We start from the raw sequence: 25395 nt of genomic DNA on the forward strand, positions 1-25395 counted from the left end.
CTATATTTATATGATAAAGAGTAGGCTATGTGTTTAAGGATGGATTATATTCCAAACTTCTGAAGCCTTTTGTAGAAAGTACTTCTTGGAATATCAAGCATTTTGGCTGCTGCTGTAACATTTCCTTTGGTCTTTTGTAATGCATCAAGCATGAGATCTCGTTGAATTTTTTCACGGACTTTCAGTTTTTTTTCTGTGCTTTCTAGCGGTCTAGGACCATTTTCAAGTGATAATGATTGTTCCTGTATATCCTCAAGAGTATTTATTAATTTATCTTGGTCAGTCATTCTACTAGAGAGCATAATATGTAACCGTTCTAATACATTTAGTAATTCTCTTATATTGCCTGGCCATTCATAATCACTTAATTTATTTAAGAATTGATTAGTATATGGAAGATTCCAGTTATTTTTTTGACAAAAATATCGAACTAAAAACGGAATATCTTCTTTTCTTCTACGTAATGCTGGCACTTCAACGGGATAAACATTTAGGCGATAATATAAATCTTGTCGAAACGTCCCATTACGAATCAGCTCAATCATATCACGGTGAGTGGCAGTAATTATACGAATGTCTAATGGAATTTCCTTCGTCCCGCCTATTGGAACAACCTTCCTTTCCTGCAGTAAACGTAATAATGCTACTGCATCGTTTCAGGTATTTCCCCAATCTCATCAAGAAAAATGGTTCCGTTATGGGCCTGTTCAAATTTCCCTTTATTTCCTTGACGTTTTGCTCCAGTGAATGCACCTTCTACATAGCCAAATAGTTCACTTCCCATTAAATCCTTGGGAATTGCCCCACAGTTTAAAGAAATAAAAGGCCCATTTTTACGAGAGCTATTGTCATGAATTGCCCGTGCAATCAGCTCTTTTCCTGTCCCTGTTTCACCTGTAATAAAAACAGTCGCATCCGTTGCAGTAACTAATTCCACTTGATTTAAAGTGTTTTGAAACGATACGCTAGTTCCTCTTACTCCGTGAAATAAAAATGATTCTGATGGTATTGAAGCAGTATACAACGAATGTTGATTGGTGATCAGCATTTCTGACAAAAATACAGATTTCCCCAAGATACAGTTATCTTCGTCTGAAGAGATAGGGGTTTCTAACTCAATTTTATAACCATTTATTAGAAAATCATCAAGTTTCATACCGTTTGCATTGGGATGTTTCTCCCTGACAGCTTTACTAGCGGAAATAATTTTTTGGTCAAGGTTGCAAACAATAAAAGGTTGATTTCGATATGTATCTACTAATTCTACAGCCTGCTGTGCAAGGTCCATTTCTTTCCTGTGAAATCCCCTGCTAATATCGCGTTCAATTGCATAAGCAATCGATGTGACCATTCCTATCATAAAAGGGTGGGAACGTTCAACAGGGCAGGAAACATCAATAACTCCTATTAATTTTCCTTGATCATTAAGAATAGGAGTTGCAGTGCAGCTCCATTGGTGGGAGGCTACTGAATAATGTTCGGCCCCAGCTATAATAACTGCTTCTGTTGTTTTTAATGCGGTTCCAATTGCATTTGTCCCAACTTCATTTTCCGTCCAGCAAACACCCTCAATAAAATTGATATTCCTTGCATCCCTGAGGGTTTTTTCATTACCGGTTAATGACAGGACATAGCCATCTGGGTCAACTAAGAGAGCCATCATTCCAGATTCTTTAATTGCTTTGTTCATGCGAGTTAAATGGGGTAATGCTGTTTCCATTAGAAGTGAATGTTTTTCCTTTTGAAGGGAGAGAAGGTCACCAGATAAAACATGAAGTCCTTTATTTAGATAGGGATTTACTTTGTTTTTCTTGCAACGGTACCAAGATTCCAATATTCGTTTATTCAGCCGAGTTGGGTCTAAGACTCCTTCTTTAATAAATCGCTTCCATGTATCTAAATTTAATGTAGCTGTAGTCATCGAATCCTCCTCTAACCATTTGTTAATGGGTGCCAAATTGATTTGAGATAGACTTGTTGCTTCAATGAGGGAACGTTACGTACGCGGATATTGATTGGATATTTTTATGAGGGTAAAGCCCATCTATAATTATATTAGATTATGTTCACGCTTTCAATCAGCATCATCTAAAATGATAGAAAATTCTAAACAAAAAGCTGTGCAAATGGATATGCGCAGCTTCAATGATATTAATAGTTTGTTAGATATAGATTATTTTCACAGCTGTATATTTCTCATAAAGTATACTACCTAAACGTGAACAGCATGACCTACTGCACTCAGTAGCGCTTCGTGAAGTGCTTCAGATAAGGTCGGATGGGCGGCTATTAAATCTATCATTAATTCTGTTGTTAATTCAGCATGCAGCATGACCGTGCCTTGGCCAATTAATTCTGTAGCATGCGGTCCGACAATTGAAATACCGAGAATTTCACCAAATTCAGGTTCTATTAATACCTTTACTTTGCCAATTCGCTCGTGCGCAATTAGCGCCTTACCATTTGCGGAAAAGGGGTATTCCCCCACCCTTATATCTCCAAATTGCCCCCGTGCTTGTTTTTCTGTTAATCCAACGCTTGCAATCTCTGGTGATGTATAAATGCAGCGAGGTACTGCATGATAATTTACTTGGGCTTCTAACCCGCAGGCATTAATTGCTGCAACTTTCCCTTCATGAAAAGCAACATGCGCTAACTGAATGCCACCAATAATATCACCACAGGCAAAGATATTTGGAATGCTCGTTTGCATTTGCTCATTGACATGAACTCCTTGACGGGAATACTCCACCCCGGCATTCTCTAACCCTAAAGCTTGAATTTTTGGCTTCCTGCCAATTGAAACAAGGACATAGTCAGCTTCAACCTCGTGGATGGCTCCATCCTTATCCAAAATGGCTTTCTTTTGATCTTCATTCAAATCTATCACCGCAGTGGAAGTATGAATTTTCACTCGGTCATTTTTCAACTGCTTATGTAGGACAGATGCAATATCCTCATCTTCCCCTGGTAGCAACTGCTCAGCCATCTCGACAATAGTCACCTTTGTTCCAAGCCTGCTAAAAATACTAGCAAACTCACAACCTATTACACCGCCGCCAATAATCAGCAGCGAGGAGGGAATAGATGAAAGCGACATGGCTTGACTGCTATCGATGATCCACTTCTTATCAAATGGTGCAAATGGCAATGACATAGGCTCTGAGCCGGAAGCAATAATGAATTTGTCTGCAGCAAGTTCTTCTTGTGTATTTTCGGTATCGATTTGTATAACCCTACTCGTTAAGAATGAGGCGGTTCCATTTATTACTTTAATTCCATTTTTATCCATTAAGTATCTGATGCCTTGAACAAGGCCCGAGACCACTGCATTTTTTCGCTGTTGAACTATGGTCCAGTCAATTTCAATTTGATTAGATGTTAACCGAATACCAAACTTATTCGCTTGTTTAACAAGACTATAAACCCCTGCACTTTCTAGTAGTGATTTAGTTGGCATACAGCCTTCATTTAAACAAGTCCCACCTAATGGCCCTTTGTCAATCAACGTTACCTCCTGACCATGCTGAGCGGCAGTAATTGCCGCTACATACCCAGCAGGTCCACCACCTATAATAGCTATTGATGCCAAAAAACTCACTTCTTTCTATATAAGCATGGTAATAGGTTCTTCTAAGTACAGTTTCACTGTTTGTAAAAATGCTGCCGCTGGGGCACCATCAAGGACACGATGATCAAAAGTCAGACTAAGTGGCAGGATACTTCTTCTTTCTATATTTTCACCTTTGTAAACTGGTATATCATTGACAGAGCCAACACCGAGAATCCCAGTTTCAGGAGAATTTAATATAGGAGTAAAATGTTCAATACCGTAAGGACCTAGATTACTTATTGTAAAAGTAGATCCTTGCATTTCTTCACTCGAAATCTGTCCTTGCTTAGCGCGCCCGGCGAGGTTTTTTATATTTTTTGAGAGTTCCACCAACGAACACTGATCCGCATTTCTAATTACTGGAACGACTAAGCCCCTCTCCAGTGCAACTGCCATACCAAGATGCACTGAATTTGACAGATGTATTTTACCGTCAACATATGCACTATTCATTTGTTCATGATCATGAAGCGAGAGAACAACTGCACGAGCAATAAAATCCGTCAACGTCAATTTGTTCTGGTAACGACTTTGTACCGTTTCTGCTGTTTGCTTTTGTAAGGTAATTAGTTCAGTTACATCCACCTTCATATTCATTGTCAACTGAGCACTATTTTGAAGGCTATGATGCATCCGTTCAGCAATAACTTTGCGGATTCCACTAACGGGTACCTGTTTAGACTCTGATAGAGGCTGCTTTGCTTGAGTCACCGAATTATTTTGAACTGGTATATGGGGATTCTCAAGTTCACGTGCAGTCTTTTTTGCCTCCTGAACATCCTCTTTTGTAATTCTCCCACCAGGACCCGTCCCAGGAATTTTTTCAATATCCAGCATTGCTGCTTCGGCAATTTTCTTAGCAACTGGTGAGATTTTCACTCTTCCCGGTATGATTTTTGATGTATTAATGGACTCTGATTGTAAATTTGAAACTGCTACATTTTCCTCTATAGGCTTTTGGATTTCTTTTTTATCATTAATAACATCAATTTCCTCCCCTGGGGTTCCGATATAACAGATGACGGTTCCCGGAGGGACACCTTCACCCTCTGGTACAGTAATTTTTAAGACCGTTCCTTCTGATGGTGACTCAACATCTATTTCAATTTTTTCTGAATTGACACTGGCGATTGGTTCTCCCTTACCAACAGTATCACCGACTTCCTTATTCCAAATGGAAACTGTTCCTTCCTTCATTGCCATTCCTAGTTTCGGCATGACTACTTCTACTGCCATGTGTATCTCTCCTCGTCCTTTTTTCCTATACTTTAAGGGGCGCTGCTTCACCTAATAGCTCTAATGCCACTTCTATAACCTTTTCAGGAGTTGGAAGATAGATATCCTCTAGAGCAGGCGAAAATGGTACAGGTGTATGTGGTGCAGTAATTCGTTTAATTGGTGCATCCAGAGTATCAAATCCTTTGTCGGCAACAAGTGCAGCAATATCGGTAGCGATACTGCATCTTGGGTTTGCTTCATCAATAACAATTAGTCGGTTTGTTTTTGCAACTGATTCCAGAATGGTATCTTCATCCAACGGTGATAAACTTCGTGGATCGACAATTTCTACTTCGATACCTTTTGCTGAAAGCTGTTTTGCAGCTTGTAGTGCAGTATGAACTTGTTTTCCAATCGCAACAATGGTCATGTCAGTCCCTACACGCTTAATATCCGCTTTTCCTAACGGAATGGTGTAGTATTCTTCTGGAACCTCACCGACCATATTGTAAAGTGTCTTATCTTCGAAAAATACAACTGGATCATTATCTTCAATGGCCGCAAGCAGTAATCCTTTGGCTTCATATGGTGTAGTCGGTACAACAACCTTCAATCCTGGAATAGAAGTAAATAAAGCGTAAAGGCTCTGTGAGTGTTGAGCTGCAGCTCTGAATCCTGCTCCATGCATCGTCCGAATGGTAACAGGCACTTCTGCTTTACCCCCAAACATATAACGGAACTTAGCCCCTTGATTTAATACTTCATCTAAACAACTGCCAATAAAATCATTAAACATTAACTCAGCAATTGGCCTCAAACCTGTTGAGGCTGCAGCCATCGCTGCTCCCATGTAGCCTGCTTCTGTAATCGGAGTATCTAAAATACGATCTCGGCCAAACTCTTGTACTAATCCTTTCGTAACACCAAGGACTCCACCCCAGGCATCTTCGTCCTGTAAGTGATCCACTTCAGCCCCGCCGGCTACGTCTTCACCCAGTAAAATGACATTTTCATCTTTTCTCATCGCAAGTTTCATAGCCTCATTAATAGCTGCTGACATACTCAATTTTCTTGTCATGATTATTTCCTCCTTTTGATTAGTGCTCAGAGTTTATCCCCATATAATGGCTAACTGCAGATTCGGAATTTTTCATTTATTTATAAGAGACGTAAACATCAGTTAACAGTTCAGAGGCATCTGGATATGGACTTTCTTCACTAAACTTAACAGCTTGATCAACTGCTTTATCAACGGATTCTTCAAGAGATACTAACGTTTCCTCTGACAGGAGTTGTTCATTCAATAAATATTGTCTAAATAAAATAATTGCATCTTTCTCTTGTTTATGTTCTACCTTTTCTTTTTCAGTTTTGTATTTTTGCGCATCTCCTTCAAAGTGACCATAGTTGCGGTAAGTAACACATTCAATAAGGGTTGGACCTTCTCCCCTGCGTGCTCTTTGAACTGCTTCTTCAGCCGCTTGATAGACTGCTAGAATGTCCTTCCCGTCCACCTTGATAGCAGGAATATTATAACCGACCGCACGATCAACAATTGATTTACAACTTGAAGCATATGTGAATGGTGTAGCTTCGGCATAGCCATTGTTTTCTGCAATGAAAACCACAGGAAGCTTCCAAATCGCTGCTAAATTTACTCCTTCATGGAAAGTACCGTGGTTTTGAGCCCCATCACCAAAAAAGCAAACGCTTACATTATCAGTCTTTTTATACTTGGCCGTTAAGGCTGCACCTGCCGCTAATGGAAAGCCTCCACCTACAATTCCATTGGCACCCAGCATTCCTTTGTCTAGATCAGCAATATGCATTGAACCGCCTTTTCCCTTGCATAGTCCTGTTACTTTTCCGTATATTTCAGCCATCATTCCATTTAAATCACAGCCTTTTGCAATACAGTGTCCGTGTCCGCGGTGGGTACTGGTAATGCTGTCTTTATCAGTTAAATGGGCGCATACCCCAACTGCAACAGCTTCCTCCCCTGCATATAAATGAACAAAACCTGGCAAGATTCCTGTTGCAAATAACTCATGAACCCTATCCTCGAACTTACGGATTTCGAGCATTTTTTGGTACATCCAGTGGGCTTTCTCAATCGTTAAAGCTACCTCTTTACTTTCCAACGTTTTCATCATTTCAGCCTCCTAACAAAAATTTCTTTCACACATTAATAATGCAAGTTGCATGCCAAAAAATAAAAGGCACAAACACACGCATTTTCTAATTCATGGGACAAAAAAAGAGACAAAATGAGACGAGTGTCTCGTTTTGTCTCTTTTTGAACATTTTTGATTATTCTCCGAAAAAAATAGCAACTGAACTCAGCTGCTATTATCTATTATTTAATGTTTTTGGCTTCAGGGATTAACTGTTTCCATTCTTCATAGGAAATAATAGAATCCCAGTGGCCAGTTATTTTTGCAATTGCAATGACCAAGAAAAACAGTACAAAGAAAGTAACAGGCACAAACCATTTATTTACTTTTTTTCGAGCAACCGTCATGTTCAGCGTGTCTTTTACAGGGCATGCCTCCACACAAGACATACAGGCCGAACAATTAAAAGAATTTACCGTCTCAAGCTTGTGGACCTTTAATCTTTGCGGACAAACCTTTGTACACACTTCGCAGTTTGTACACGTATCTTCGTTTCGCTCGATCTTTGTAATTCTAAAGATGCTCCCTAGACCAATCAAGGCACCGTATGGGCACAGGAAACGGCACCAAAAGTTCCTAAAGAATAAAGACAGGATGAAGAGTACAATAATAAACTTTAATGTAAATCCGCCAATATTTATAAATAAAAGGAGCATTTTTATATCGGAGACCTTATTATACGGTTCCTCGGGAAAACTTTTCGCCGTAAAGGTTGGCATCTGAACAACCATAAGAACAAAAAATAACATCAATAAGTATTTTATCGGAGTCAACATCCATATCAACCATCGAGGAATTTCAAAATTCCTTTTAAAAATTTTCCTGCCAAACCATGCTATCAACTCACTTGCTGTACCGACAGGACAAATCCAGCTGCAAAATGATTTGCGCAGAATAATTCCTGTACCAACAAAAAATGCAAGTAACACGAGACCAGCGGGATGAATAACATCAAAATCGCCACTCGTCAGCCATACTTTTAAAGCAACTAATCCGCTGATTGGCAAGAACCCTTCAACCGCAGATGGGCGTTCAACAAAATGTGTTTTTCCGAGTGTTTCAAAGTGCAAATAAAATTGATAAAACTGCAGACCAACATATAGTAAAAACAACAGAAACAAGCCCTGAACAGTATATCGTGTAATCTGGACAGGTTTACGTTTCCACTGTTTCTTATACCAAGCTTTTGATTTCATAAGGGTTTCCTCCAATCTTACTATCTCAACTATAATGAACGAACAAAACATGACATGTGATAAAAGTCATTGAGAATATTGAATTCATAAAGAGTTCACATAACCAACGAAAAAATGTCAAATAAGATTTTTTTGGGGAAGAAACCCTCTTTAAAATAGAGAATTACAAATATAAAGACTCATAAAACAAGGCCAGGGGGACATATCCCTCTGGCCTTGTTTTATTTTTCAGCAGCAAATATAATGTTATTTTGTTTTCTAGCCTTTTCTGTAATTTGAAGTACGATTTCGCTCCAACTCTTCAATTGTTGATATTCTTGATCATTATTTGTTTCAATGATCCTGACAATGTTTTCACATTCATAAACCATGTTTTTCTCTTCTTGGTCAACACTTAAGGTTTCTCTCTCTAATCCCTTGTTGTCAACAAAGGTAATTTTCGAAATGGGGGCCGCATCTTCAAGAATAAAGGTTCCCTTTTCCCCGTGAATTTCACATGGTAGTTCCGAATGAGATATTTTTGAACAAAGGATCGTACAAACAAAATCGTCATATGTTAACACAAGGGTTCCACTTCCATCAACACCGCTTCGAAGGAGGACCGGAAAATAGTTTACCTGCTTCGGTGCACCAAACAAACCAACAGCTAAGTAAAGCGGATAAACACCTAAATCTACAAGCGCGCCGCCAGAATACGTCGCTGAGAAAATATTTGGTTCCTCCCCTTGTAAAAATAAATCATAGCGCGAGGAATATTGAATATAAGGCAGTATGGTACTACGAAGCTTTCCAGCCAAATGAAGGTTGTCCTTTAATATTTTGAAATTTGGGGTATGGATATTACGAATCGCTTCAAATAAATAAACACCATTTTCCTCCGCTGTCTGATAGGCTGCCGCTAACTCTGCACTTGTTGAAAAAATTGGTTTTTCACAGATGACATGTTTTTTATTTTTCAAAAACAATAGGGTTTGTTCAAAATGAACGGAATTCGGTGAGGCTATATATACCGCTTGGATTTCTGGACTTTTTGCCATCTCCTCTAGGTCTGTGAAAAAATTTGGAGCATGATATGTATCAGCAAGTTGTTTCGCTTTATCCTTCGTTCTGGAATAGACACTCGTTAGTTGCAATTGTCCGCTCAGTTTTGCTGCTTGGATAAAGGATTCTGTAATCCATCCTGTTCCGACTGTTCCAAAGTTAATCATCGTAGTTCCCCTTCCTTTATATACCTTTAAAAAACTATTGTAGTCTTTTTCACCGCCACTTGCCAATTCCAAAATTCATAAAAAATAAGCAAATATTCCAGTTTAAGAGTGTTTTACACTTGAATTGTTGGGAACAATGGAAAAATATCCGTATTTATGTTATTTATAATGTAGAAAGAAAGATGAAAAGCGCAGGGCGCCTGTTTATCAGCTTATGACTCGAGCCGATGGCGACCGGAGCTAGACAAGATGAAAGAGGTTGAAAAGGGTGGACAATCACACATCAAATTTTATTAAAGATATTATGATAAAAGATCTTGAATCCGGAAAGCACAACAAAATCATTACTCGGTTCCCGCCAGAGCCAAACGGTTATTTACATATTGGGCATGCGAAATCGATTGTCATCAACTTCGGCTTAGCCGATGAGTTTAACGGGATGACTAATTTACGCTTTGATGATACCAATCCGTTAAAAGAGGATATCGAATATGTAAACTCGATTAAAGAAGATGTAAAATGGTTAGGTTTTGAATGGGATAATTTATTATTTGCCTCCAATTATTTTGAAGAAATGTATAAACGTGCGGTTCTATTAATCAAAAAAGGATTAGCCTATGTTGATGACCTGTCAGCTGACGAAATCCGACAGTACCGTGGGACACTAACGGAGCCTGGAAAGGATAGCCCCTACCGGACTCGGTCAATTGAGGAAAACCTTGAACTATTTGAAAAAATGCGGGATGGTGCCTATGATAACGGCCAAAAGGTCCTTCGTGCGAAAATTGATATGTCATCGCCAAATATAAACTTACGTGACCCTGTAATCTATCGTATTGCTCATGCAACCCATCATAATACAGGTGACAAATGGTGTATTTATCCAATGTATGCTTTTGCCCATCCACTGGAGGATGCAATTGAAGGTGTTACCCATTCCATTTGTACGATTGAATTTGAAGACCAACGCCCCCTATATAACTGGGTTGTCGAACAATGTGAAATGGAGAGCACTCCACAACAAATTGAATTCGGCCGTCTAAATGTGACGAATACAGTGATGAGTAAACGAAAGCTTAAGCAATTAGTAGACGAAGGTTTGGTGGATGGCTGGGATGACCCGCGCATGCCAACCCTTTCCGGGATGAGACGAAAAGGATTCACTCCAGAATCCATCGTTGCATTTGTTCGTGAAACCGGCATTCACAAAGGTTCTGGGGCAGTTGATACGCAAATGCTCGAACACTTTGTCCGTGAGGATTTAAAATTAAAAGCACCACGTACCATGGGTGTCATTAATCCATTAAAGGTTGTCATCACGAATTATCCAGAAGGACAAATTGAATTGCTAGATGCTGAAATTAATTCAGAGAATCCTGAAATGGGTATGAGAAAAATTCCATTCTCAAGAGAACTTTATATTGAACAAGACGACTTTATGGAAGAACCGCCTAAAAAGTATTTCCGTCTGTTCCCTGGTAATGAGGTTCGTCTAAAAAATGCCTATTTCATTAAATGTGAAGAAGTCGTCAAAGATCCAAACGGCAATGTAGTCGAACTGCGCTGCACTTACGATCCCGAGACAAAAAGTGGAACGGGCTTTACGGGTAGAAAGGTTAAGGGAACAATCCATTGGGTTGAAGCGGCCCATGCAGTTCCTGCTGAATTCCGTCTTTATGAACCACTTATTTTGGACGAAGCAGATGATAACAGCGATACTGAAAAGACCTTCCTAGATAACGTTAATCCCAATTCTCTTGAGGTGTTACAAGGCTTTGTGGAGCCAAACATGAAGGAAAGCCGACCGCAAGATAAATTCCAATTCTTTAGGCACGGTTACTTTAACGTGGATCCTAAACATACGACAGTAGATAAACTCGTATTTAATCGCATCGTCTCTTTAAAAAGCTCATTTAAAATATAAATGAAAGAACCAGGCACATCGCCTGGTTCTTTTTTATTCTACAATAGAACTCGTTACTTCTAAGATCAGTTTAGTTCCCTTCCCTGGTGAAGAACTAATTAATAACTCTCCGCCAACAGAACGTGCTCGCTCATCCATACTAAACAAACCAACACCAAAGGTTTGATTCTTTACATCAAACCCCCTTCCTTTATCCTCAATCATGACTCTAATAACATCATCAATTTCTCTAACAGTGACAGTTGCTTCAGTAACTTCCGCATATTTCCGAATATTTGTGAGGGCTTCCTGAATAATCCGATAAATCGTTAATTCAATACTGATGTCCAAACGCCGATTCAACACGCATTCAAAATACACATCAATATTGTAATGATCAGAGTAACGGGATAAAAACGACCGAATTGCTGGCACTAAGCCAAGATCATCTAGTACGGAGGGACGCAGTTCCCATGAGATTTCCCGAATTTCTTCAATCAATTCAGTTGCTTCGCTTTGCATCTGTTGAAGAAGCGGATGGTCCATCTCTGCCAAGAGACGGTTAATCGTAATCAAATGACTATAAAGGTTTTGACCGATCCCATCGTGTAAATTCCGCGACAATCGTTTTCTTTCTTCTTCTTGAACATTGATGATCGTTGTCATCATTTTTTGAAGTTCTCGTTCGACACGCTTTCGCTCCGTTATTTCATAACGAATGGCTAAGTATTGGTACGGTCTTTCCTGTTCATTTAAAAAAGGAACAATTGTGGTATCCACCCAATAATAGGCACCATCCTTTGCCCTGTTGCAGATTTCACCTTTCCAAACTTTGCCTGAACCGATTGTTCTCCACATATCTTTAAAGAAATCGCTTGAATGGTAACTCGAATTAACAATTCGATGATCTTTCCCCATCAGTTCTTCTCTGGAATATTTTGAGATATGACAAAATTGATCATTCACATATGTAATGATGCCTCGAGAATCTGTGATGGCAACAATAGAAGATTCATCAAGCGCAAACTTAATATCCACTAGTTCCTGCATTGATTTTTTTAATTCTAACTCAAGATTCGCGAAATTATATGCAGGCTGGTCTATTTCCTTGTTCATTTGCTCCTCCCTGCATCTTTCATAGTATCTGTTCCATTAATATCTGTTCCAAAGCTTGGGCGGAAGTTTTTACATGCTCCTGATCCATTTCAGAAAACGTCGATGCCTTCCTATTCCCAATTAGCAGCACCCCTTTAGGAGCACTATTAAAAAATAATGGGACCGCATAGGTGGATACCAGTTTTTCAGCCAGCATAATGGGATGATCCGTTACTTTTCCGATAATTTCGTTAGGGAAATCTGACAGCAACATTGGACTGCCGCTTGAGATTATTTTTCCCGCGATTCCTTTTCCGAAACGGACAGTTATTCTTTTGTATTTATCATTTAAATTGCCTGCAGCATAATGCCACCTAACATCCGGGCCAACTTTATTTTGCAACGCTAGGGCTACAAATTCGCAGCCGACCACATTCATCAGACTATCACAAACCTCGGTAACCGCCTGCAATTCCTTAATCTCTGTCATCCCAAGAAATTCTCCTTAAATACCATAACCTAATAATCCTTTTCTTACGGCATATTCGACCAACTCAGGTCTGGTTTTCATCTGTAGTTTCTCCATCAAGTTCCCTTTATGGGTTTCGACAGTTTTTACACTGATTACCAATTGTTCAGCAATTTCCTTATTGGAATACCCTTTAGCAATAAGTGTTAGGACCTCTTTCTCCCGTTCGGATAAAAGATTGTACGTATCATTCCCATCTTGTTTTACGGAACTCAAATATTCTTCCATCAATCTCTTCTGTGCCGAAGGATGTAAATAGGCATCCCCGACGGCGACTGATTCGATTGCAGACATTAATTCTGCATGCGGAGCACTTTTCAAGATACATCCAGATGCTCCCCCTTGAATCGCACGAAAAAGATATTCCTCATCATCGTGCATCGTTAATATTAAGATATTAACCTGAGGCATTAACTTTTTTAATTCCATTGTAGCCGATAAGCCGTCTTTTCCATGTGGCATGCTTAAATCCATAACCACCACATCAGGTTTTAACTTTAAAGCTTGTTTGATTCCTTCATTGCCTTCCGATGCTTCACCAATTACCTCCATTTCAGGATTTGTGTTTAGCAGCATCTTAAGGCCCATTCTAACAACGGCATGGTCATCAACCAATAGGATTTTTATCAATCTTAACTCTCCTTTAATCTCGATTTAACGGAAGAGATAGTTCTATAGATGTTCCTTCTCCTATTTTAGAGGAAATGTTACACTGTCCGCCAGTCAGAAGCATCCGTTCTTTCATGGCGGCAAGCCCTGATAATGGATTCAAGTAATGGGATTCCTCCGGTTGAAATCCTTTGCCAAAATCATATATGGTAATATTCAATTCTTTCTCCGTCCAAATGAAGGTAATGGTTACATTAGAAGTGTCTGCATACTTTGCAATATTGGCAAGTGCCTCCTGGCAGACACGAAATACCGTAATCCTATTTTTTTCAGAAATCCATTTTTCTTCACCTGTTGATTCTAATTTTACAAGGATCCCAAACGTTGAGGTATATAACTTAATATAACTCCTCATGGCTGGAAGTAAACCAAGCGTTGTCAGGGTAGGTGGATGTAATTCAACAGATAGGAGCCTAATTTCTTGAATGGTCTTTTCAATCAACTGGGACATTTCGTGTACATAATGTTTCATATCTGGCTCTTTTGCACCTGATTCAATAAACTGTAAGCCTGTTAGAATACTATATAGGTTTTGTCCGACTCCTTCGTGAAGCTCTAAGGCAATTCGTTTGATTTCTTCCTCTTGGGAATGAATAATATAAGAGCTAATCTGCTGTTTTGAAGTTAAACCATCCATTTCAGCCCTCCAAATATTTTTTTATATAAAAAAGGCAGGTTCAATTAGAAAACCTGTACCTTTTTTACAGTATAAGTTAAGCCGCTCTCTGAATCAAAAGCCGTCCATTGCTCTTCCGATTCTCTAACTTGAGAAGAAATCGGTACGGCAAGAAAATAAAAATGATCAAAATAGAAGCGGATATGCGTTCCATCTGGACAAAATTGCACCTTTTTGACTACTTTCTTCACTGCAGGCGCTTGGTCTCCACCCTCAGCATCTTGAATGGCTATCTCTACTGGGATACCAACAAATCGGTTTACATCTTCTAGCTTAATGAGTTCCACAACTGTTACATCCTCTCTTCACCGGATAGATGAACATTTTATACCCTTGCAGATACTCCCAAAACTTCTCACCGGCATTTTCTTCGATGTATTGAATGGTTTCTTCTTCAGAACCCCAGTCACTCATTCCCTTTATCTCAGCAATAACCATCTCAGCCCCATCAAGTGTTTTTTCCTCGAGGAACCAATTCAGGCGTTTTTTCGCAAAGGTATTCTTTAATAATTCATCGATTTCAGTTGTAAAACCGCCTGCTTCCGGACGGACAAAACAAAAATCTAGATACGTTTCACTAGTCATTGACATTCACACCTTTTTTATAAATAAGGAATGCGATGGGAAACAAAATGATGTTGATGACCGCGGCTATAATCGTATTGGTATAATTTTCATAGAAATATTGATGAACCATATATTGTGTAAAGATAATGTTTAAAAACAAAACAGCTAAAAGCAATGCGACAGGCAGGTAACTACGCTTCATAACGTTTCACCCCCACGGCATAAACCACACCGTTTTCAACTTTTACATAAATTTCTGGAAGTGGACGCCGCGGTGGGCCGGCGATTGGCGCACCCGTTTCCACATCGAATTTTCCGTGATGGCAGGGACAAAGCATTTCTCCTTCATCCTTTTTCCAAAACACAGGGCATCTTAAGTGAGTGCACGCATTTTGATAAGCAACATATTTTTTTTCAGATAATCTTATTAAAATAGCACTGTCATGTTCACCTGGAAAGGCAAAGTCAACCGAATCCCCTATAGGCAAAGACTTAACATCGGTAATTTTCTGCTTTGGATATTTTTTGTCTCCTAGTCCTGTTAATTCTTTTGCAGCCAAAGCTCCCCAAGGAAGAGAGGAAACAGCAAACACTCCTGCTGCCCCAACTAGTGTTTTCATAAAGCCGCGGCGGTCCAGTTTTCTTTCATTGTTGCGGTTTATATTATGAGTATAATTATCTTCATTGAACGGGATTTTATTATTTTTGTCTGTCATGATCATCCCTCCTAAAACAGTTTAGTGACACCCTGCAGAATACCAGGCAGGTTCACTTTTACATTTGTTTCGCCTTCTAAATAAGGCATACTTGTAACCCATTTACCGTTATCAAGGTTAAATTGCTTTTGCTTCGCTTCAATCTCTTCATCTGTCAGCCATTGTAATGTATTGGACGGGCAAACACTTGCGCACATTGGAGGGATGCCATCTTTTGTACGATCGATACAAAGATCACACTTGTACATAAGATTTTGCTCTGTATCAAACTTCGGTATACCATATGGGCAAGCAATCGTACAGTTTTGACATCCAATACACTTTTCAACAAGCGCCGAAAGTACCGCCCCTGTTTCATGAATTTGGATAGCCTGTGCTGGACAGCTTCTTGCACATGCTGGATTCACACAATGAAGGCACATAAGAGGCATGGTTTGACGGTTAACAAGCGGGTTCACATCATAAACATAGTTACGATTTCGTTCCTCATGCCCACCGCACTGTGTACAAGCCGCCAAACAAGAACGGCACCCTATACAGTTTTCAAGTTCAAGATATAGCCTCTTTTTCATTTACTGCACCTTCTTCATTTCTAGTTTTTCAATCTGCGCTGCGCACGCTTTAAATTCCGGCATCCGTGACATAGGATCAAGCGCTGCAATAGTTAAGAGATTAATAGATTTATCGTGACCAAAATGGTATGGAACAAATACGGTATCTTTTCGAATAGCTTCCGTGATTTTTACTTTGTATTCAGCCTCACCTCTACGGGTAAAGAGGCGTACAAATTCTTCGTGTTCAATGTTATACTTCGCGGCTGTTTCTGGATGTACTTCTACATAAGGCTCTGGGCACATATCTCGTAAAAACTGAATCCGACGAGTTTGATTCCCAGAAAGATAATGGTAGACAACACGTCCGGTTGTTAAGCGTAATGGATATTTTTCATCTGGCTCTTCAGCTGGCGGACGGTATGGTAATGCACATATTTTTGCTTTTCCATCTGGGTGATAGAATTTTTTATCTAAGAACATATGTGGTGTTCCTGGATCATTTTCATCTTTACAAGGCCAGAACACACCGTCTTGCTTGTCGATTTTATCCCAAGTTGCCCCGTAATAATCGGCATAACCGCCTTTAGATGCTAGACGGAATTCATCTGCAACATCTTTTGCTGTTTTTAAATGAGAAAAATATTTACCTCTACCAAGGTATTCCGCAAGTTCCGCCTGTATTTGCCAATCTGGCTTTGATTGCCCTAGCGGCTCTTGTGCTTTATTGATTTTAATAATACGTCCTTCAAGGTTTGTAACGGTTCCTTCATCCTCAGACCAAGTAACGGTTGGAAGGATGACATCAGCGAACTCCGCTGATTCGGAAAGATAGAAGTCCGCACAAACCATAAAATCTAAGTCTTTCAACGCTTTACGCACAAAATTTAAATTTGGCGCGGATACTGCTGGGTTTGAGCAAAGCAAATACAGACCTCTAATTGTTTTTTGCTCCATTAGTTCGAACATTTCATAGGCAGAAACACCTGGCTGAGGCATCTCTTCTGGCGTAATTCCCCAAACCTTACATACTTCTTCAACATGCTTTGGATTGGTTAATTTACGATAACCCGGCAGCAAATCCGATTTCTGGCCATGCTCACGTCCACCTTGACCGTTACCCTGCCCAGTAAATGTAGCAACTCCTGCTTTAGGGCGGCCAATTTTCCCTGTCACTAATGCCATGTTTGTATAAGCCGAAACGTTATCGACACCTTTATGCTGCTGTTCAATACCACGTGCAAACATGACAATTGCATTTGGTGCTTTTCCGTAAATTTCTGCGGCACGGATAATTTTATTCGGAGCCACTCCAGTTAGTTCACTTGTATATTCGGGTGTAAATTCTTTCACCAATTCTTTTGTTTCTTCAAAGCCATTTGTATGATTGTTTACAAATTCTTCATCCGCATAACCGTTTTGAATAAGTAAATTAAGAATTCCGTTTGCTAATGCTAGGTCTGTTCCTGGACGTAAATCCAAGTGAACATCAGCTCTTCTTGCAATAGGAGTTTCACGAGGATCAGCTACAATTAAGTAACCTCCTCTTTCCTGAACAGACCACACTCGGAACATCGATGTTGGGTGACACTCAGCGGTATTGCTTCCGGCTATGAACAAGCAATCCGTTTCATGAAGATCTGTCCACGGTAAGGTTGAACCGCGATCCACTCCAAACGAGCGAAGGAATCCACCGGCTGCACTTGACATACAGAAGCGGCCGTTATAATCGATGTAGCGTGTTTGCAATCCAACTCTGGCAAACTTCCCTGTTAAATAACATTTTTCATTTGTCATTGATACACCACTGAACACTGATAATGTATCTTTTCCGTACTTACTTTGAAGTTCAGTAAACTTTCTTGCAATTAAGCTATAAGCTTCCTCCCAGCTTGCTTCACGAAAGCCTTCTTTTGTACCCTTTAGTGACGCATCATCGCGGATTAATGGTTTTAAAATCCGATCATCATGATTTGTTTGCTGGTAGGCAGTAACCCCTTTAGGGCACATTTTCCCAACGGTTACCGGCCAGTCATAACGTGGTTCCACTCCGATGATTTTATTTGTTTTAGTATTAACACGCAGGTTCATTCCACATTGCATTCCGCAATAACTACAGTGGGTTTTTACAAGCGTTTCATTTGGATGACGAAGATTTTCTATTTCTTTAAAGAACTTATCCCTTTGCATTCTGGTTTGCCTCCTTGACCTTAACTTGATGTGTTGCAAAGCCTGAGAATCTTGAGATTCTATATTTTCTGCGACATGGCAGGCATAGTTCAGCAAGATTAAAGCCATCCTGCATATTGAATTCCATTTCATTAACTCCTAAAACTTGGATCACATCATTCGATTGTTCCACTGATACAAAATGGTCACCGCACACTTTACATTCTTTCATATGCTGCTCACCGTAATGTTCTCGATAATTTCTAGCAAACACGCTCATTGGTCTGAATGGAATATGTGCAAGCTTTCCAAAAGGTAAATAGATTAAGGTTACAATAACGGAAAATTGATGAATTAATGACATTTGCGGCTGCATCCAGCCATGTAAAAATACGTTTTGAACAGTTAATAACAATCCAGTAACGGAAATAAACAATAATAGATAAAGCGGTAAGAAATCGTACATAAACTTTTGCTCCGCTCTTGCTTGCATATTTTTTAAGCGGCGGTTTAAAGCCATGCAAACACCTGCTGTAACCATGATCGCTGCAATATTTAGCGCGTTATAGGATAGCCAAGCGATGATTCCATCTGCTTTCACGTTCATCACATTCATTCCAAATAGTACGATCGTATAATAGCCATTGTCTTCCATCGTAAAATACATCCAGCTAAACACAAGCGGGAAAGTTACCAAACACGCAAGAACACAGCCCCAACCAATCAGAATATGCTGAACCCAGCGGTAAATTCCACGATTCCGGATGAAATCGTAAATAGCTAAATGATTTACAGCCGTTTTAGGTGTACTTTTTCGAAATAATAGCTTTAAACCTTTTTTAATAAAAATTTTGGTTGGCGGTCTTTCCCCCCAAGCAATAAAGCGGTAGAAAAAGCCTCCAATAAATACGATGGTTCCAACCATATATCCATAAAGATTTAAGTCGACATGTGTAAACATTCTAGTACCGATAAACGTTAAAATGGCAAGTCCGGCAACAGATAGAAACATTGATTTAGCAAAATGAGATGCAAACGCATCATTGACCGATCGCCCTTGTTTTTTAGTCGTTGAAATATTGGATTCCATGGGATTTCCTCCTAAATAAAAATAACACTACCGTTTTTTCATACTCTCATTGTATGAAAACGGTAGTGTTATAAATATCAGGGAGTTCCCCCATAATGGGGGGGAAAAACCCCTAGAAAAGTTATTTTAGACAAATATCTGTCACAAGTGTCTTATTAGCCTCGAAGATACTTTTTTCTCCAAGAAAATATGAGTAACCCAAAGCCTAAGGTTATTTGCAATGAGAAAAGTAAAGCATCCCAAAAGGAAAATGTGGCTGGACCTTCTAAAAAACCAGGTAACACCTTTTTAAAGGCAAACCCTAATTGTGGAATATAGTAAATTGCATATAAACTTAAAGTTAAAAATACACCAACAAAATAGAAAATGGAATATAAAAAAACAGTCTTTCGCTCACCCGGAAATATATCATCCTCTGATACATTTGATCTTACAAATCTTACCCTCTTGAATATCAAGTACTGAGCATTCTCCATTAGGTTATAACATCCTGATATATTTTCAAAAACATGATATAAATCTGTTTTCATATACACACAGAGTTGGTAAACCAAACGAATAAATATATCCAACACAATAATATTCATGATACCCTGAAAAATCCCTGACCCATCAGATAAAGCTAGCTGGCTAATCAAGGCAAGAGAAAGGATTACTGTGTCAAAACAAATTCCAGCTAAAAATAAAACATTCCGATCTTTCGAGGGTAACTTCCATACAGAGGACATATCCGTTTCAAGAACTACTAAGAACAAACGGTGTCCTACCCCTAAATTAGTCGGAAGATTTTGGGCTCTAATAGCTAAAATATGTCCAAATTCATGAATTAACACTAAACAAAATGTCAAAACAAGCCATGCGGGGATGTTAAAAACCATAAAATCAAAAATAAACAAGTCCTTATATCGAGGAACAAGACTGGGATTAGATAATAAAAGGATCAAATTGAGAATAAATAGTCCAGCATAAAAAAACAACGCCACCTTATTAAAAAAGAATCTCCCTATCTTAGGTGAAATCCACAAAAATCCTAAATTTTCTTTATTGTTTTCTTTTGAAAAAACTTTTTCACCGTCAATTTCAGCAATCAAATTTAATGCTAAAAGCTGCTCGGCAAAATGAATAAGATCAACTTCTTCATTAGGATACTTTTCTCTAAGGTGCCGTTCGATAACCTCTAATGACTCTCCATTGTTGATGAGATGAATTGCATCAACACAAACCTCTGGCATTTCAAAAAATTCACCGGCAGCTTGATCTTCAATGATGTAATGTTTTTTATCCTTGCGAATTAAGATTGGAACCAATAACAATCTTGAGGAGAGGGTAACACTCATTTGAACACCCTTTATCATGTGATTTTTTCATTAAAGAAGGATGCATAGTTTCCACTAGCATCCCCGCTCCATTCCATATCATTAAACAAACCAGCACCACCAACAAGATCCAGTCGCTTTAACTTTTTTAAGTTTACGAATTTTCATCTTCGTTCCTCCTTTGTGTTAGTTCAAAACTTCATTTATTTTGTTTTGACTAATTACTAGGTTTTGGTTAGACGTATTGTGAATTTTTCTCCATATAGGAAATGCTTTTTGAAACTCTTCTACTAATTCAGGATCAAACTGACTTCCTTTTCCCTCCAAAATTCGTTTATAAGCTTCGTCAATAGTTAATGCCGACCTGTATGATCTTGTTGAGGTCATTGCATCAAATGCATCGGCAATCGCAGCTATTCTTGCAAGATATGGTATTTCTTCACCCTTTAGTTGGTCAGGATATCCTCTGCCATCCCACCTTTCATGATGAGAACGAATAACTTCAATACTATTATCTAATCCAACAACTTTAGAGACTGCCTCTGCACCCACGTTTGTGTGAGACTTGATGATTTCATATTCTTCTTTTGTAAGACTTGTGGGCTTCATCAATATTTGGTCAGGGATATGAATTTTACCAATATCATGCAGCAAACAAGCATAGTTAAATGACTTTAATTCCTCGTCTCTAAATTTCCCTGTTTCTTTTGCCAGCACTAATGCATAGCTTGCTACTCTCTCACTATGTCCTCTGGTATAAGGATCCTTCAACTCAAGAGTAGCAATAACACCCTTAACTATACCTATTAACTGTTGATCATAAGAGGTCTTTACTGCCTTAACATATGATTCGAATCTGTATAGCAAAATAAATGATAAAAAAGAAAGAATGGCTATTAATAGAATGCCTAATAATACAATGGGAGCTTTAATGATCAAGCCGACAACAATATATTTCAGTATTAGCCCTATAGAAACAACCATAACAAAGCGTTTGCTTACAAAAACAGGAGCTAATAGGAGCCAATAAATTTCTACGGCATTTCCACTTTGATAATCACTCGGGCTACTAATAAAAGTAACAATATCATTTAGAATTGTTAATGTAGTATAACTGATAAAATAGATATATTTTATTAAATGTTGTTTTTGTTTTTTATTTAAATAGATGGCAATTGGGATTAAAGCAAACATGATTAAATATATCCAAAAAATTAATTTATCTGGTGATTCATTCTTTAATTGAGGAATATACTGTGCAATTATTTTATAAATTAGATCAAAGGAAATTGATATTATATAAAATACTATTAAAAACCATTTCAACGTTCGACTTTCTTCATTTCTTATATTAGGATCAACCATTTGTTTTTTCATATTTTCTACCTCATATAAAGGATACATAACCTCTTTATCGACAACATATTCGAAAATGTTTAAATTTATCGCAATTTATTCCACAAAAAAATATATTTCAACTTTTTCTTTAATTATAAATCATTTAGTTTAATAGAAATAGCTAAAATAAGAATGATTTATGTATAAAAAAGAAATATTTTTAAATAAAATGTTGAATGGGCCCGTTTTTTCTCTTATAATTAGGAATTTTCTGTAATTTATTTACTTCAACTATGAATTATCGGTAAAATCACTTCTACCCTAGTTCCTTTTTCACATTCACTATTGATGTTGAGCACTCCTAAATGCTCTTTAATAATCTGATTTGTAACCATTAAACCTAAACCAGTTCCATCAGTTTTCGTTGTAAAAAAGGGTTCGCCTAGATTATGGATGTTTTCGTCGGAAATCCCACATCCTTCATCTTGAATTGAAACGGACATTTTTGTTTTTTCTAAAACATTGACCTTAATTTTAATCCTTCCACCTTGAGACATTGATTCAATGGAATTTTTAATTAAATTAATAAACACTTGTTTCAATTGTTTTTCATCGCAATCAAGAGGTGGTAATGGGCCTGCCATTATTGTTTCTACAGTTACTCCTTGTCTCTCCGCTTGTTGTTGCGTAATGGATAATGTGTATGCAATGATTTCTTCAATACTTGCTTTTTCAAAATGGATAACCCTTGGTTTACCAAGGTACATAAGATCATTAACAATTGAATTGATCCGGTCAATCTCTTGAATCATAATTGGATAATAATCGTTCGTGTTTGGGTATCGTTCTTGCTGCAATTGTGTAAAACCCCGTAAGGAAGAAAGGGGATTTCGAATTTCATGACCAATACCTGCAGCCATTTGACCAATAACTGCAAGCTTTTCTTTTTGACGAAGCTCTTCGTAAACTGTAGTCAATGAATTAATATAAGAATAAAAACGGATTAATAAAACATACGCTAATACTGAAATAGTGATATAGATAAGAACTGGCGGTAATACATTAAGATCTTGCAATATCAAACCTAATAGTAAATCCTTACCTATTAGACCTATGGAAACAGTCCAAAAGTATTTTTTATTCACAAAAATTGGGGAAAATATAACAAGTAAGACCTCGACTATATTTCCAGTTGCAAAGTGTTCTGTAGTCCCTATATACCTCACTAGATTGTCTATAATGTCAATAATTAGAAAACTAATTATGTATAAATATTTAACGATATAGATATTTCCTACTTTTATATAATAAATAGCAGCAAATAAAACTCCGACTAATATTACATAAACCCATAATCCTAGCCCATCTCTTGAATCACTAAGGGCCGCTCCATTGAAATATGGACGACAATAATAATAGAAAATATCCCAAGAAAAAAATATCAAATTAAACAACCATAAAAATAAAATGATTGCTTTCCGTTCTTCAAAAATAAGCTTACTGGACTTGTTGCTATCTTTCATGTGGTTTCTCCCTTAATCAATCTTCATCAAATTCCTAATAAAAATCCTGCTCCTATTTTATCATTTTTCTATTAATAAAATGACATCATTTTAGTGAAATCGATGAATTTCGACATTTTTCGATACGTTTCACACAAAAAAAGGACTTACCATAGAGGTAAGCCCAATCATTTTTTCTTTTTCCATTTAGCTAACTTTTTTCACTTGACCGGCAGTATTATTCAAAGTTGAATGTTTACGTCCATATCCGAAATAGACGAATAGTCCAATTACAAGCCACACCCCAAAGCTAATCCATGTAGTCTTAGGTAACTGAAGCGATAAATATCCACAGAACACAAAAGCTAGAATTGGAATATACGGTACAAATGGAACACGGAATCCTGTTTTCGGCGCTTGGTTATTTTTACGCAGATATAAAATTCCCACTGATACCGTCATAAAGGCAAATAATGTTCCGATATTTGTTAGTTCTGCCAGTTTACTTAATGGAACTAATCCAGCAAAAATCGATACTAATAAACAAGTAATCCAAGAATTCACCAATGGTGTCTGTTTCTTTTTATCTACCTTAGAAAATACTTTTGGTAATAAACCGTCACGGCTAATCGCATAGAATAAACGTGATTGTCCGTATAGCATTACTAATAATACTGTGGTGATACCTGCAATCGCACCAAGCGAGATAAAGCCTGCCACCCAATCTTGATGAATGTAATTAAGAGCAAATGCAACAGGGTTCTTTACACCTAATTCTTGATAAGGAACGATACCGGTTAAAATTCCAGAAACAATAATATATAACACGGTACATACTAGTAATGATGCAATAATACCAATCGGCATATTCTTTTGCGGATTTTTAACTTCTTCTGCTGCAGTGGATACTGCATCAAAACCTATATAAGCAAAGAATACAGTTGCTGCACCAGCTGTAACACCTGAGAAACCAAATGGCATAAATGGTGTCCAGTTGGAAGGCTTTACATACCAAGCACCTACAGCGATGAACAACACAACAACAGCCAACTTAATAATTACCATAATCGTGTTAAAACGGGCAGATTTCTTAACACCCTGAGTTAATAACAAGGTAATGATTAATACGATAAGGATGGCTGGAACATCGATAAATGTACCGTTTGCGGGATCATACGCACTTGTAAGCGCTTTTGGAAAATGAATCCCAAACCCTGCGAGCAATCCTTGTAAATACCCTGACCATCCACTTGCAACAGCAGATGACGCTAATCCATATTCTAAGATTAAATCCCAGCCTAATATCCAGGCAATGATCTCTCCAAAAGTAGCGTAACTATACGTATACGCACTTCCCGAGACTGGAACAGTAGAAGCAAATTCCGCATAACAAAGGGCAGCAAATACGCACGCTAGTCCTGATAAAATAAAAGATAAAATAAGTGCTGGTCCTGCATGTTCCGCCGCAGCAACCCCTGTCAATACAAATATTCCTGTTCCTATAATAGCCCCAATTCCAAGCATGGATAAATCAAATGCGCCTAAATCCTTCTTTAAGACTACATCTTTTTGTCCAGCTTCCTGAATGAGCGCCTGAATGGACTTTTTTCTAAATAAATTCATTGGTTAAACCTCCATCATTTATGTCGAAATGTTCTGAAAAAGTATTCCGCATAAAATTCTATATCGAAATAATATAATTAATTTCTTAAAAAAGCAATATATTTTGAAAAATAAAATTATTTGAAAATAATTCCATGGAAAACACTACACTTTGTTCTTTTGATTTTTCACAGCAGTTACGAGTTTCTACTATAGAGATATAATTATGTTATTTCCATATTACATATATTTCATCTGTTCCT

Annotated in this window: 22 protein-coding genes and 1 pseudogene; 1 reads left to right on the forward strand and 22 read right to left on the reverse strand. The window is 38.1% G+C overall.

The features are described 5' to 3' along the window. Nucleotides 1–44 precede the first annotated feature (44 nt). From ACJ004_RS07955 to ACJ004_RS07985, 7 genes and pseudogenes are all read right to left on the reverse strand, one after another. Nucleotides 45–1921, reverse strand: a pseudogene (locus ACJ004_RS07955) (sigma-54-dependent Fis family transcriptional regulator). Nucleotides 1922–2212: 291 nt separating this feature from the next. Then, nucleotides 2213–3592 carry a dihydrolipoyl dehydrogenase gene (lpdA, locus tag ACJ004_RS07960; RefSeq protein WP_410892334.1) on the reverse strand — a complete coding sequence of 460 codons (1380 nt, stop codon included), beginning with the start codon at nt 3590–3592 and terminating at the stop codon, nt 2213–2215. Nucleotides 3593–3607: 15 nt separating this feature from the next. Further along, nucleotides 3608–4849: a dihydrolipoamide acetyltransferase family protein gene (locus ACJ004_RS07965; protein ID WP_410892335.1), complete on the reverse strand. Its 1242-nt coding sequence runs from the start codon at nt 4847–4849 to the stop codon at nt 3608–3610. Between the two features lie 25 nt (nt 4850–4874). Continuing rightward, nucleotides 4875–5909 carry an alpha-ketoacid dehydrogenase subunit beta gene (locus ACJ004_RS07970; RefSeq protein ID WP_410892336.1) on the reverse strand — a complete coding sequence of 345 codons (1035 nt, stop codon included), beginning with the start codon at nt 5907–5909 and terminating at the stop codon, nt 4875–4877. Nucleotides 5910–5985: 76 nt separating this feature from the next. Then, complete coding sequence (locus ACJ004_RS07975) at nt 5986–6984, reverse strand: thiamine pyrophosphate-dependent dehydrogenase E1 component subunit alpha (protein ID WP_410892338.1); 999 nt, start codon at nt 6982–6984, stop codon at nt 5986–5988. 203 nt (nt 6985–7187) lie between these two features. Next, on the reverse strand, nt 7188–8201 hold the full coding sequence (locus tag ACJ004_RS07980) for a 4Fe-4S binding protein (protein WP_410892340.1): 1014 nt from the start codon (nt 8199–8201) through the stop codon (nt 7188–7190). Between the two features lie 221 nt (nt 8202–8422). Next, nucleotides 8423–9406 carry a Gfo/Idh/MocA family protein gene (locus tag ACJ004_RS07985; protein ID WP_410892646.1) on the reverse strand — a complete coding sequence of 328 codons (984 nt, stop codon included), beginning with the start codon at nt 9404–9406 and terminating at the stop codon, nt 8423–8425. A 271-nt stretch (nt 9407–9677) separates the two neighbouring features. Here ACJ004_RS07985 and ACJ004_RS07990 point away from each other — a divergent pair, with 271 nt between their 5' ends. Beyond that, entirely contained in the window at nt 9678–11333 is a 1656-nt protein-coding gene (locus ACJ004_RS07990; protein WP_410892342.1) for a glutamine--tRNA ligase/YqeY domain fusion protein, read from the forward strand. 33 nt (nt 11334–11366) lie between these two features. Here the strand turns inward: ACJ004_RS07990 and ACJ004_RS07995 are convergent, their stop codons facing one another. From ACJ004_RS07995 to bcaP, 15 genes are all read right to left on the reverse strand, one after another. Then, nucleotides 11367–12428, reverse strand: a complete 1062-nt coding sequence (locus ACJ004_RS07995; RefSeq protein ID WP_410892344.1) for a PAS domain-containing sensor histidine kinase — start codon at nt 12426–12428, stop codon at nt 11367–11369. Nucleotides 12429–12447: 19 nt separating this feature from the next. Beyond that, entirely contained in the window at nt 12448–12897 is a 450-nt protein-coding gene (locus tag ACJ004_RS08000; RefSeq protein ID WP_410892346.1) for a GAF domain-containing protein, read from the reverse strand. A gap of 15 nt (nt 12898–12912) precedes the next feature. Continuing rightward, a complete protein-coding gene (locus ACJ004_RS08005) occupies nt 12913–13566 on the reverse strand; it encodes a response regulator (protein ID WP_410892347.1) in 654 nt (217 codons plus the stop codon). A gap of 13 nt (nt 13567–13579) precedes the next feature. Then, on the reverse strand, nt 13580–14242 hold the full coding sequence (locus ACJ004_RS08010) for a sensor histidine kinase (RefSeq protein ID WP_410892349.1): 663 nt from the start codon (nt 14240–14242) through the stop codon (nt 13580–13582). 44 nt (nt 14243–14286) lie between these two features. Then, nucleotides 14287–14568 carry a hypothetical protein gene (locus ACJ004_RS08015; protein ID WP_410892350.1) on the reverse strand — a complete coding sequence of 94 codons (282 nt, stop codon included), beginning with the start codon at nt 14566–14568 and terminating at the stop codon, nt 14287–14289. Beyond that, nucleotides 14555–14866 carry a hypothetical protein gene (locus ACJ004_RS08020; RefSeq protein ID WP_410892351.1) on the reverse strand — a complete coding sequence of 104 codons (312 nt, stop codon included), beginning with the start codon at nt 14864–14866 and terminating at the stop codon, nt 14555–14557. Before ACJ004_RS08020 ends, ACJ004_RS08015 begins: the two co-directional genes overlap by 14 nt. Then, nucleotides 14859–15050, reverse strand: coding sequence for a hypothetical protein (locus tag ACJ004_RS08025; RefSeq protein WP_410892353.1), 192 nt, complete (start codon nt 15048–15050; stop codon nt 14859–14861). The genes ACJ004_RS08020 and ACJ004_RS08025 overlap by 8 nt, the downstream gene beginning before the upstream one ends. Further along, nucleotides 15040–15564, reverse strand: coding sequence for a QcrA and Rieske domain-containing protein (locus ACJ004_RS08030; protein ID WP_410892354.1), 525 nt, complete (start codon nt 15562–15564; stop codon nt 15040–15042). Before ACJ004_RS08030 ends, ACJ004_RS08025 begins: the two co-directional genes overlap by 11 nt. A gap of 11 nt (nt 15565–15575) precedes the next feature. Continuing rightward, entirely contained in the window at nt 15576–16136 is a 561-nt protein-coding gene (locus tag ACJ004_RS08035; protein WP_007086371.1) for a 4Fe-4S dicluster domain-containing protein, read from the reverse strand. After that, nucleotides 16137–18305: a molybdopterin oxidoreductase family protein gene (locus tag ACJ004_RS08040; RefSeq protein WP_410892356.1), complete on the reverse strand. Its 2169-nt coding sequence runs from the start codon at nt 18303–18305 to the stop codon at nt 16137–16139. Continuing rightward, a complete protein-coding gene (locus ACJ004_RS08045; RefSeq protein ID WP_410892357.1) occupies nt 18292–19374 on the reverse strand; it encodes a hypothetical protein in 1083 nt (360 codons plus the stop codon). The genes ACJ004_RS08040 and ACJ004_RS08045 overlap by 14 nt, the downstream gene beginning before the upstream one ends. A 155-nt stretch (nt 19375–19529) precedes the next feature. Beyond that, nucleotides 19530–20729 (reverse strand): hypothetical protein, encoded by a 1200-nt coding sequence (locus ACJ004_RS08050; protein ID WP_410892359.1) that lies wholly within the window; start codon nt 20727–20729, stop codon nt 19530–19532. A 147-nt stretch (nt 20730–20876) separates the two neighbouring features. Beyond that, the gene (locus ACJ004_RS08055; RefSeq protein ID WP_410892361.1) at nt 20877–22067 is read right to left on the reverse strand and encodes an HD-GYP domain-containing protein; all 1191 of its coding nucleotides are present in this window, start codon (nt 22065–22067) and stop codon (nt 20877–20879) included. A 248-nt stretch (nt 22068–22315) separates the two neighbouring features. Then, nucleotides 22316–23551, reverse strand: a complete 1236-nt coding sequence (locus ACJ004_RS08060) for an ATP-binding protein (protein ID WP_410892362.1) — start codon at nt 23549–23551, stop codon at nt 22316–22318. A 186-nt stretch (nt 23552–23737) separates the two neighbouring features. Beyond that, entirely contained in the window at nt 23738–25153 is a 1416-nt protein-coding gene (gene bcaP, locus ACJ004_RS08065) for a branched-chain amino acid transporter BcaP (RefSeq protein WP_410892364.1), read from the reverse strand. Nucleotides 25154–25395 lie beyond the last annotated feature (242 nt).

The organism is Neobacillus sp. 204 (genome assembly GCF_046562815.1).
Classification (GTDB): domain Bacteria; phylum Bacillota; class Bacilli; order Bacillales; family Cytobacillaceae; genus Neobacillus.

What these genes read in the sequence shown, in the direction of transcription:
- ACJ004_RS07975 (WP_410892338.1), bottom strand. Translation starts at nt 6,984, where the DNA reads ATGATGAAAACGTTGGAAAGTAAAGAGGTAGCTTTAACGATTGAGAAA.
- ACJ004_RS08030 (WP_410892354.1), bottom strand. Translation starts at nt 15,564, where the DNA reads ATGACAGACAAAAATAATAAAATCCCGTTCAATGAAGATAATTATACT.
- ACJ004_RS08010 (WP_410892349.1), bottom strand. Translation starts at nt 14,242, where the DNA reads ATGGATGGTTTAACTTCAAAACAGCAGATTAGCTCTTATATTATTCAT.
- ACJ004_RS07980 (WP_410892340.1), bottom strand. Translation starts at nt 8,201, where the DNA reads ATGAAATCAAAAGCTTGGTATAAGAAACAGTGGAAACGTAAACCTGTC.
- ACJ004_RS08045 (WP_410892357.1), bottom strand. Translation starts at nt 19,374, where the DNA reads ATGGAATCCAATATTTCAACGACTAAAAAACAAGGGCGATCGGTCAAT.
- ACJ004_RS07995 (WP_410892344.1), bottom strand. Translation starts at nt 12,428, where the DNA reads ATGAACAAGGAAATAGACCAGCCTGCATATAATTTCGCGAATCTTGAG.
- ACJ004_RS08000 (WP_410892346.1), bottom strand. Translation starts at nt 12,897, where the DNA reads ATGACAGAGATTAAGGAATTGCAGGCGGTTACCGAGGTTTGTGATAGT.
- ACJ004_RS07965 (WP_410892335.1), bottom strand. Translation starts at nt 4,849, where the DNA reads ATGGCAGTAGAAGTAGTCATGCCGAAACTAGGAATGGCAATGAAGGAA.
- ACJ004_RS07970 (WP_410892336.1), bottom strand. Translation starts at nt 5,909, where the DNA reads ATGACAAGAAAATTGAGTATGTCAGCAGCTATTAATGAGGCTATGAAA.
- ACJ004_RS08035 (WP_007086371.1), bottom strand. Translation starts at nt 16,136, where the DNA reads ATGAAAAAGAGGCTATATCTTGAACTTGAAAACTGTATAGGGTGCCGT.
- ACJ004_RS08050 (WP_410892359.1), bottom strand. Translation starts at nt 20,729, where the DNA reads ATGATAAAGGGTGTTCAAATGAGTGTTACCCTCTCCTCAAGATTGTTA.
- ACJ004_RS08020 (WP_410892351.1), bottom strand. Translation starts at nt 14,866, where the DNA reads ATGACTAGTGAAACGTATCTAGATTTTTGTTTTGTCCGTCCGGAAGCA.
- ACJ004_RS08060 (WP_410892362.1), bottom strand. Translation starts at nt 23,551, where the DNA reads ATGAAAGATAGCAACAAGTCCAGTAAGCTTATTTTTGAAGAACGGAAA.
- ACJ004_RS08040 (WP_410892356.1), bottom strand. Translation starts at nt 18,305, where the DNA reads ATGCAAAGGGATAAGTTCTTTAAAGAAATAGAAAATCTTCGTCATCCA.
- ACJ004_RS08055 (WP_410892361.1), bottom strand. Translation starts at nt 22,067, where the DNA reads ATGAAAAAACAAATGGTTGATCCTAATATAAGAAATGAAGAAAGTCGA.
- bcaP (WP_410892364.1), bottom strand. Translation starts at nt 25,153, where the DNA reads ATGAATTTATTTAGAAAAAAGTCCATTCAGGCGCTCATTCAGGAAGCT.
- ACJ004_RS08025 (WP_410892353.1), bottom strand. Translation starts at nt 15,050, where the DNA reads ATGAAGCGTAGTTACCTGCCTGTCGCATTGCTTTTAGCTGTTTTGTTT.